At 67.8% G+C, this 9,468-nt stretch carries 7 protein-coding genes; 3 read left to right on the forward strand and 4 right to left on the reverse strand.

Annotated elements, in window-relative coordinates:
• Window positions 1–160 precede the first annotated feature (160 nt).
• Entirely contained in the window at window positions 161–970 is an 810-nt protein-coding gene (gene dkgB / locus N5E02_RS18610) for a 2,5-didehydrogluconate reductase DkgB (protein WP_279946593.1), read from the forward strand.
• A gap of 114 nt (window positions 971–1,084) precedes the next feature.
• On the opposite strand, the gene N5E02_RS18615 is transcribed toward dkgB, so the two are convergent.
• A complete protein-coding gene (locus tag N5E02_RS18615; protein ID WP_065177848.1) occupies window positions 1,085–1,792 on the reverse strand; it encodes an alpha/beta hydrolase in 708 nt (235 codons plus the stop codon).
• Window positions 1,793–1,931: 139 nt separating this feature from the next.
• On the opposite strand from N5E02_RS18615, the gene N5E02_RS18620 reads away from it, so the two are divergent.
• On the forward strand, window positions 1,932–2,312 hold the full coding sequence (locus tag N5E02_RS18620; RefSeq protein ID WP_279946594.1) for a YbjQ family protein: 381 nt from the start codon (window positions 1,932–1,934) through the stop codon (window positions 2,310–2,312).
• A gap of 55 nt (window positions 2,313–2,367) precedes the next feature.
• Here N5E02_RS18620 and N5E02_RS18625 read toward each other — a convergent pair whose 3' ends face one another.
• Both N5E02_RS18625 and mgtE read right to left on the reverse strand, forming a co-directional pair.
• Window positions 2,368–5,094: a bifunctional acetate--CoA ligase family protein/GNAT family N-acetyltransferase gene (locus N5E02_RS18625; RefSeq protein WP_005420272.1), complete on the reverse strand. Its 2,727-nt coding sequence runs from the start codon at window positions 5,092–5,094 to the stop codon at window positions 2,368–2,370.
• 149 nt (window positions 5,095–5,243) lie between these two features.
• Window positions 5,244–6,614 carry a magnesium transporter gene (gene mgtE / locus N5E02_RS18630; RefSeq protein WP_005420274.1) on the reverse strand — a complete coding sequence of 457 codons (1,371 nt, stop codon included), beginning with the start codon at window positions 6,612–6,614 and terminating at the stop codon, window positions 5,244–5,246.
• A gap of 343 nt (window positions 6,615–6,957) precedes the next feature.
• Here mgtE and N5E02_RS18635 point away from each other — a divergent pair, with 343 nt between their 5' ends.
• Window positions 6,958–8,736 (forward strand): monovalent cation:proton antiporter-2 (CPA2) family protein, encoded by a 1,779-nt coding sequence (locus tag N5E02_RS18635; protein WP_065177846.1) that lies wholly within the window; start codon window positions 6,958–6,960, stop codon window positions 8,734–8,736.
• Window positions 8,737–8,868: 132 nt separating this feature from the next.
• Here N5E02_RS18635 and N5E02_RS18640 read toward each other — a convergent pair.
• The coding region (locus tag N5E02_RS18640; RefSeq protein WP_279946595.1) for an ankyrin repeat domain-containing protein at window positions 8,869–9,468 on the reverse strand (600 nt) is incomplete at its 5' end.

Consider the following 9,468-nt stretch of genomic DNA (forward strand, 5'->3'; position numbering starts at 1 on the left):
TGCATGGTGGCGGCATGAACAGTGCAGACCAACGTTCCGCACTCATTACGGCCTGTGGTCGTACACGGCAGTGCAATGCACCGTTGCCGGCATGCACACGGCCGCTGACCTACCCTTTCGTGGATCGTCCCGTCTCCCTCCCCCAATGCTGGAGCCCCTCATGACAGTCCCCGCCTTCGGTCTCGGCACTTTCCGCCTCAAAGACCAGACCGTGATCGATTCCGTGCGCAACGCGCTGGAGGTCGGCTACCGCGCCATCGATACCGCGCAGATCTACGGCAACGAAGCCGAAGTCGGCCACGCCATCGCCGACTCCGGCGTGCCGCGCGAAGCGATCTACCTAACTACCAAGGTCTGGATCACCGCGTTCAAGCGCGAAGCGCTGCTGGCCAGCCTGCGTACCAGCCTGGAAAAGCTGCGCACCGACCATGTCGACCTGGCACTGATCCACTGGCCATCGCCGAACGACAAGGTCGACGTGCCGATGGAGGAGTACCTGACCGCACTGGCCGAGGCCAAGGCACAGGGCCTGACGAAGGAGATCGGCATCTCCAACTTCACCATCGCGCAGACCCGCAAGGCGATCGGCATCCTGGGTGCCGGCGCCATCGCCACCAACCAGATCGAGATCCACCCGTACCTGCAGAACCGCCTGCTGGTGAAATTCCTGCAGGACAACGGCATCCACATCACCGCCTACATGAGCCTGGCCTATGGCGAGGTAATCAAGGACCCGGTGATCCAGGCCATTGCCGGCCGCCACCAGGCCACGCCGGCGCAGATCGCGCTGGCCTGGGCGCTGCAGCAGGGCTTCTCGGTCATTCCGTCCTCGACCAAGCGCGAGAACCTGGCCAGCAACCTGGAGGCAGCAGCGATCCGCCTGACCGACGAAGACATGGCACAGATCGCCAAGCTTGACCGCGGCCATCGCCTGGCCAACCCGGAAGGCATCGCCCCGGCCTGGGATTGATTCCAAGACGGCGCGCAACCGCTCTGGTAGACGCCGACCCTGGTCGGCGCAGACGTCTGACCGATCGATGAAACACCGTGCCGACCAAGGTCGGCACCTACCAGAACGCGGGGATCATCCCCTGCCCTGCAACAACCACCCACGCATTGCCGCACTGACCTCGTCCGGTTTCTCCATCGGCGCCAGGTGCCCGCAATCGGGCACCACCACCAGCTGCGAGTGCGGCACCATCGCGTGCATTTCCTCGCTCACCGCGAGTGGCGTAATGCGGTCGTTGGCGCCACACACGATCAACAGCGGATCACGGTAACCGGCCAGCACATCATGGCCGTCACTGCGCTCCAGTGCGCTCTGGCGCAGGAACACCTCCGCGCCCAGGCGGGTGGTCATGTCGCGCACGCGCTGCACCAGCACGTAGTCGTCCAGACGCGAGGCGTCGATGTAGCTGCGCATCAGCACATCGCCGAAGCCGTGGAACTTCCCCGGCAGGCGCACGCTGGCGCGCTGGCTGCGCCGCTGCTCGGCGCGCTCCGGCGAGTCGGCGTGGATCGAGGTGTCAATCAGCGCCAGCTGCAGGACCCGCTCCGGCGCGATGCGCAGGATCTGCTGGGCGACGAAACCGCCCAGCGAGAACCCGGCCAGCGCAAAGCGCTCCGGTGCCTGCGCCAGCACGTCTTCGGCCACCGCCTGCAGGGTCTCGCCACGGGTCTGGTCGCCCACGGTGCAGTCGGCGATATCGGCCAGGTCGGCCAGCTGCGCGCGCCACAGCTCGGCATCGTTGAGCAGGCCGGGCAGCAGCAACAGGGGGATACGGTCGGTCATGGGGATATTGTCGCGCCAGCACGGTGACGGAACCATGCCGCAACGGGCGATTGCGTTGTAGAGTCGCGCCATGCTCGACTGCAGCACAGCCCGTCGAGCATGGCTCGACTCTACAGAAGGCAGCGACACGGACGCGACCATGGCAGACCCCTACAACAGCGGCACCCCTTCCCCGCCGGCACTGCGCTTCGACGATGCGCTGGTCACCACCGCCTTCGAGCTGCCCGGCCATCGCGTCCTGCGCAACCTCGGCGTGGTGCGCGGTATCACCGTGCGCTCGCGTTCGATCGTCGGCAACTTCCTGGGCGGTATCCAGACGCTCTTCGGTGGCAACATCACCATCTACACCGAGCTGTGCGAACAGGCTCGCGAGGAAACCTACCGCGACATGGTCAAGCACGCGCGGCAGCTGGGTGCCAACGCGATCATCGGCATGCGCTACGACGCCACTGATGTGATGACCGGGCTGACCGAAGTGCTGTGCTATGGCACGGCGGTGGTGGTAGAGCCGGTGCGGTGATGCAGCCGCCAAGCGTACGCAAAAGCAGCCGAGCGTAGGCTCGGCTCTACAGGAATTACGCCACCGGCGGCACGTCGGGCACCTCGACCTGCTGCACCGGCAAGGTCACCATCATCACCGTCGGGTCGTCCGGGTCCAGCCTGGTCTTGAATCCCAGGCTCTGGCACATCGCCAGCATGGTGCTGTTTTCGCGCAGCACCTGGCCTTCGACCACGTCCAGGCCCAGCCACTTCGCGTACTCGATCATGATCGCCATCAGCCGCCAGCCGATGCCGTGGCCCTTCAGGTCCGAGCGGATCAGGATGCCGTACTCGCCACGGTGGTAATCGGCATCGGCGTGCAGGCGCACTGCGCCCAGCATCTCGCCGCTGCGCGGTTCGATCGCTACCAGCGCGATCGAGCGCGCGTAGTCGAGCTGGGTCAGGCGCGCGATGAATTCGTGGCTGAAGTGCTTCACCGACTGGAAGAAGCGCAGGCGCAGGTCTTCGTCGCTGACGCGGGCGAAGAACGCGCGGAACAGCGCATCGTCTTCCGGCCGCACCGGGCGGACGAACGCGCGGCCGCCATCGGACAGTTCGATGGTGCGCTCCCACTCCTTCGGGTACGGGAACACCGAGAAGCGCGGATGCCCGCGGCCCTTGTGCAGGATGCGCGACGGTGCCACTGCCACGCGCGCGTCGAGGGCGAGGATGCCCTTGCCGTCGACCAGCAGCGGGTTGATGTCCAGCGTACGCACTTCGGGAATGTCGGCGGCCAGCTGTGCCAGCTTGACCAGTGCCAGCGCCAGTGCGCGCTCGTCGGCGGCGGGCACATCGCCGTAGGCCTTGAGGATGCGCGAAGCGCGGGTCTGGCCGATCAGCTCGTGGGCCAGGCGCAGGTCCAGCGGCGGCAGGGCCAGCGCCTTGTCGTTGATCACTTCGACGGCGGTTCCGCCGCGTCCGACCACGATCACCGGGCCGAACGTCGCGTCATCGGCGATGCCGACAATCAGTTCGCGCGCCTTCGGGCGGACGATGGTCGGCTGTACCAGCAGGCCATCGATGCGCGCATCCGGCCGCAGCTGGCGCGCACGCGACAGGATCGCGTTGGCCGCGCTCTGCACCGCCGGCAGCGTGGACAGATTCAGGCGCACGCCGTCCACTTCGGACTTGTGCGGAATGTCCGGCGACAGGATCTTCAGCGCTACGGACGCACCGCGTTCCAGCAGTGGCTGCGCCAGGTCCATCGCCTCATGCGCATCGCGCGCATGCATCACCGGCGCCGACGGGATGCCGTAGGCCTTGAGCAGCTCGTGCGTGGCCAGCGGGTCCAGCCACTGCTGGCCGTTGGCCAGCGCGGCATCGACCAGTGCGCGCGCGGTGGCTGTGTCGACGCTGAAGTCCTGCGGCAGGCTGGGCGGCGTTTCCATCAACGCGTTCTGTGCCTCGCGGTAGCGCACCAGGTGCTGGAAGCCCCGTACTGCTTCGGCCTCGGTCGGATAGGTCGGCACTCGTGCTGCGTTGAGCGTGGCGGTGGCCTGGTCGTCGTTGCCCAGCCACACCGCGAACACCGGCTTGTCGCGATGATGGCGCGGGCGCAGGCCGAGCGTGCGGGTGAGGGCCTGCGCCGCGTCGGCGGACGAGGTAAACGCGGTTGGCACGTTGACCACCATCACCGCATCGTTCTCGTTGTCGGCCAGCAGTGCTTCGATGGCCGACGCATAGCGGTCACCATCGGCGTCGACCACGATGTCCACCGGATTGCTGCGCGACCAGCCCTGCGGCAGCACCGCATCGAGCTTCTCCACCGTGCTGTCGGAAAGGGTGGCCAGCGTGCCACGCAGCGCGATCAGTTGGTCCACGGCCAGGCGGCCGACACCGCCGCCATTGCTGAGAATGGCCAGGCGGCGACCGGGAAAGGTTCCCAGCCGCCCCAGCGATTCGGCAGCAGTGAACAGTTCGTCCAGCGCACCCACGCGCAGCAGGCCGGCACGATTGAAGGCCGCACCATACACATCATCGGCACGCGCCAGGGCCTGCACATGGGTATCGCGGCTGCCCGGCTGCACGCGCTCGGCGCGACCGGACTTCACCACCACCACCGGCTTGGCGCGGGCGGCGGCACGCGCGGCCGACATGAACTTGCGCGCGTCCTTGATCTGCTCGACATACAGCAGGATGGCGCGGGTGCGGTAGTCCGTGGCGAAGTAGTCGAGCAGGTCGCCGAAGTCGACGTCCATCGTGTCGCCCAGCGAAACCACGGCGGAGAAGCCCACCGAGCGCGCCACGCCCCACTCCACCAGCGCGGCGGCAATGGCCGAGGATTCGGAGATCAGCGCGAGGTCGCCGGCCTGCGGGAAGTGCGCGGCGATGCTGGCATTGAGTCGCGCGTGCGGCGCGATGACGCCCAGGCAATGCGGCCCGAGGATGCGCAGGCCATGCTTGCGCGCCACCGCCTCTACCTGTGCGGACAACGAACCCGGGCCTTCGCCCAGGTGCGCGGTGAGGATGATCGCCGCCTGCACGCCACGCTCTGCAGCTGTACGCACCACTTGCGGCACGATCGCCGCCGGCGCGGTGATCACCACCAGGTCGGGCACCCAGTCCAGGTCCTTCAAGCGCTTGACCGTGCGGATGCCATCGATCTCGGCGTGCCGCGGGTTGATCCACGCCACCTTGCCGGGGAAGCCGGTGCCGCGCAGGTTGCGCATCACTGCGCGGCCGGCCGAACGCTCACGCGGGCTGCCGCCGATCACCGCGACCGACTGCGGACGGAATACGGACTGCAGGTGGTAGGTACTCATGCGCCTACGGTACCCAAATTCCGTGGCGATGGGGTCGGAGGAAGGGTCGGATCCCTTTTCGCAGGAAAGGGCTCCGACCCCTGCTGCGGATATCCGGGGTCAGAGCCCTTCGCTGCGCGAAGGGATCCGACCCCGGCGTGCACGTTTTGTTACAGCAGCGTGCCGTGCAGGATCAGCGCGGCGATGCTGAAATAGATCACCAGGCCGGTCACATCCACCAGGGTGGCCACGAACGGGGCCGAGGCGCTGGCCGGGTCGAAGCCGAGGCGCTTCAGGACGAAGGGCAGCATCGAGCCGGACAGCGAACCAAAGGTGACGATGCCGACCAGCGCGGCGCCGATGGTGATCGCCAGCAGGATCCAGTGCTCGCCGTAGTCATGCAGGCCACCCAGCTGCCAGATCACGATGCGCACGATCGCCAGGCAGCCGAGGATGGCACCCAGCACCATGCCGGTCGGGATCTCGCGGATGGCCACCTTCCACCAGTCGCGCAGGCGCAGTTCGCGCAGCGCCAGGCTGCGGATCAACAGCGAGGTGGCCTGCGAGCCGGAATTTCCGCCCGAACTCATGATCAACGGGATGAACAGGGTCAGCACCACCGCGCGCGCCAGTTCGTCCTCGTAGTGCTGCATCGCACTGGCCGTCAGCATCTCGCCCAGGAACAGCACGCTCAGCCAGCCGGCACGCTTGCGCAGCATCTCGAAGAAGCCGATCTGCATATAGGGCTTGTCCAGCGCTTCCATGCCGCCGAACTTGTGCGCGTCCTCGGTGGATTCCTCGATCAGCGCATCGAGCACGTCGTCCACGGTGACGATGCCGAGCATCTGCTGCTGCGCGTCGACCACCGGGATCGCCAGCAGGTCGTGACGGCGGATCAGCCGCGCCACTTCTTCCTGGTCCATCAGCGCGTCCACCGTCACCGGCGGATTGACCTGGGCCACGTCCAGGATCGATTCCTCGGGCAGGCCGGTGATCAGCCGGCGCATGGTCACCACCTGCTGCAGCTGCTGGCTGGCCGGGTCCAGCACGTAGATCGCGTACACCGTTTCACGCGTGCGCTCGACCTGGCGGATGTGCTGCAGGGTCTGCGCCACGGTCCAGCTGGCGGGCACCGCCACGTATTCGGTGGTCATCAGCGCGCCGGCGGTGTTCGGCGGGTAGCTCAGCAGCTTCTGGATGACCTGGCGGGCGTCGGTGCCCAGCAGCGGGATCAGCCGCGCGCGTTCTTCCTCATCCAGCTCGTGGACGATGTCGGTGGCGCGGTCGTCAGCCATCAGCCCGAGCAGGGCAGCGGCGCGTGCCGGCGGCAGCGCGGCCACCAGCTCACCGCTGCGGTGCAGCTCCGGCGCTTCCAGCATCTTCACTGCACGCGGCAACGGCAGCGCGGCCAGCGTTTCCGCGGCGCGGGCCAGTTCCAATGTGTTGAGGAATTCCACCGCATCGGCGGTGTTGTAGTTCGCCAGCGGTGCGGCCAATGCGGCGGCATCGGCCACCGGGCGCAGCAATTGCTTCTGGTTCATCGGTTTTGCCTTGTGGGGGTGCGACCTCGCGCAACGCCAACGCAGGCAAACCGTCCCGATGTCAGGCGGTGGCCATCGCTGGCGTCGAACGAGGTCGACTTCTACTGTCGCTGGACATGGGTTGGGGACTCCGGAATGCGCGTGCCGGCGGTGCGCCGCCAGCGGCGGGCAGTCTGGACCCGCGGGCCATGCAGGTCAACCCGGCATCCCTGCGCCGGGCGCCTGCCGGCCGGTTGTTCTCGTGCATACACCAACCGGCGCGCATAATGGCCGGGTGGCGCTCGCCACGCTTTCCCCACCCGAACGGACGCACTGCGGGCTTCCCCGATGACCAGGTATTCCCATGCATAGCGGCGGTCTGGAACTGGCCCTGGTGCTGCTGCTGGCGGCGGTCATTGCCGTGCCGGTGTTCAAGAAGTTCGGCTTCGGCGCGGTGCTGGGCTACTTGGCGGCCGGCGTGGTGCTGGGCCCGGACGGGCTGGGCTTCGTGCAGGACGCCGACCGCATCCTCGGCGCGGCCGAGATCGGCGTGGTGATGCTGCTGTTCGTGATCGGCCTGGAGCTGTCGCCGGCACGCCTGAAGGTGATGCGGCGCTCGGTGTTCGGCGCGGGCGCGGCGCAGGTGGCGATGTCCGGGCTGGTGCTGGGCGGCCTGCTGCTGCTCGACCACTTCCAGTGGAAGAGCGCGCTGGTGGTCGGTGTTGCGCTGGCGCTGTCATCCACCGCGGTAGGCCTGCAGCTGCTGTCCGAGCACAAGGCGATCAACAGCGACCATGGCCGGCTGGGTTTTGCCATCCTGCTGTTCCAGGACCTGATCGCGATCCCGCTGCTGGCGGCCATCCCGCTGCTGGGCGGGGCGAAGAACGAGACCCTGCGCTGGGAAGACGCCGCCGTGGCCCTCGGCGCGCTGGCCGTGGTGATCCTGTGCGGGCGACCGGTGCTGCGCAAGGTGTTCAGCATCATCGCGCGCACCCGCAGCCCGGAAGTGTTCACCGCCACCGCCCTGCTGGTGGTGCTGGGCACTGCCTGGTTCATGCAGGAAGCGGGCCTCAGCCCCAGCCTGGGCGCGTTCCTGGCCGGGGTGCTGCTGTCCGATTCGGAGTTCCGGCACGAACTGGAAGCGCAGATCGAGCCGTTCAAGGGCCTGCTGCTGGGGCTGTTCTTCATCGCGGTGGGCATGGGCATCGATCTCGACCGCATCGCCGCAGAGCCGTGGCTGATCGCGGCCGGCGTGGCGATCCTGCTGGTGGTCAAGTTCAGCCTGCTGTATGTGATTGGCCGTATTGCAAAGCTCAGTCCGCGGCAGTCGCTGCTGCTGGGCAGCGTGCTGTGGCTGGGGGGCGAGTTCGCCTTCGTGGTGTTCAACGAAGCGCAGCGCGCGCACCTGCTGGGCAACGCCAATCACGATCGGCTGGTGGCGATCGTCGGCCTGTCGATGGCGATCACGCCACTGCTGATGATCGCGCTGCTCAAGCTGCTCGGCCAGGAGAAGGCTCCACCGCGCGGGACCGCCGAGGCCGACAAGGTGGCACCGGACAACCGGCCCAAGGTGCTGATCGCCGGCATGGGCCGCTTCGGCCAGGTGATCGCACGCCTGCTGACCGCACAGAAGGTGCCGTTCGTGGCGCTGGAGGCGAACCCGGACACGGTGGCCGACCTGCGCCGCTTCGGCAACCAGCTGTACTACGGCGACCCGACCCGCCCGGAGATGCTGCGTGCAGCGGGTGGCGAGCACATCGATGTGTTCGTCATCACCGTGGACGACCCGGAGACCAACCTGCGCGCGGTGCGCATGGTGCGCCGGCTGTACCCGGACGCGAAGGTGCTGGCGCGAGCGCGCAACCGCCAGCATGCGTGGCGCCTGATGGACATGTCGGCCGAGCCGTTCCGCGAAGTGTTCGGCACCAGCCTGGAGATGAGCGGGCGCGTGCTGACGGCGCTGGGCGTGGCACCAGACGTGGCCGAACGCCATGTGCAGCGCTTCCGTGAGCATGATGAGCAGCTGCTGCGTGACCAGTACCTGGTGTACGACGACGAGGCCGCGGTGATCCAGACCTCGCGTGATGCGCGCAACGACCTGATGCACCTGTTCGAGGCCGACGCGGAAAGGGACGACAAATAGGCGTGCCGACCAACGGTCGGCACCCACCACAGATTGAGGTTGCGGATTCCGGCAGTAGATCCACGCCATGCGTGGATGCTTTGGCTTCCGGGCACGATCATCCACGCATGGCGTGGATCTACCGGGTCCCGATCAGCCGTTGTCGCGCAGGAACCGCGCCATCGAGGAAACGCCCGGCACGCGCGGCTCGAACTCGCCGGCCACGTCGATGAAGCCACGCATCACCGCGATCTCGCGCGGGCTGCGGTTGAGGCTGTCGCGCGCTTCAGGATCGGCGCCGGCGCGCAGCAGGCGCTGCACCAGCAGCGGCAGGCCATGCAGCGCGGCCAGATGCAGCGGGCCGAAGCCACGCGGGTCGCGTACATCCAGGCTTACGTCCTCGTCCAGCAGGCGCTCCACTGCGGCCATCACCACCTGCTCGTCGCAGGCGGTACCCGGCTCGGCGCGCGCGCCCAGCAGCAGCAGCAGCGGCGTGACAGAACCAGCGGCGGCCTGGTCCGGTTCAGCACCGGCCAGCAGCAGGGTGTCGAGCAGCGCCAGCAGGCGCGAGCGGTCGCGGGCACTGAAACCGTACAGCGCGGCACAGTGCAGCGGACCCAGCTGCTGCGCGTCACCGGCATGCACGTCGGCACCCGCCGTGAGCAGGCGCGCGACGATGTCCGGAAGGCCCAGCGCGGAGGCCAGCATCAGCACCGTCACGCCACCCGGCAGGCGGTGTTCCAGCTTGGCGCC

This window comes from Stenotrophomonas sp. GD03777 (genome assembly GCF_029842485.1).
Taxonomy (GTDB): Bacteria; Pseudomonadota; Gammaproteobacteria; order Xanthomonadales; family Xanthomonadaceae; genus Stenotrophomonas; species Stenotrophomonas sepilia.

Coding starts and splice junctions, on each gene's coding strand:
- dkgB (WP_279946593.1), top strand. CDS start 161: ATGACAGTCCCCGCCTTCGGTCTCGGCACTTTCCGCCTCAAAGACCAG.
- N5E02_RS18615 (WP_065177848.1), bottom strand. CDS start 1,792: ATGACCGACCGTATCCCCCTGTTGCTGCTGCCCGGCCTGCTCAACGAT.
- N5E02_RS18620 (WP_279946594.1), top strand. CDS start 1,932: ATGGCAGACCCCTACAACAGCGGCACCCCTTCCCCGCCGGCACTGCGC.
- N5E02_RS18625 (WP_005420272.1), bottom strand. CDS start 5,094: ATGAGTACCTACCACCTGCAGTCCGTATTCCGTCCGCAGTCGGTCGCG.
- mgtE (WP_005420274.1), bottom strand. CDS start 6,614: ATGAACCAGAAGCAATTGCTGCGCCCGGTGGCCGATGCCGCCGCATTG.
- N5E02_RS18635 (WP_065177846.1), top strand. CDS start 6,958: ATGCATAGCGGCGGTCTGGAACTGGCCCTGGTGCTGCTGCTGGCGGCG.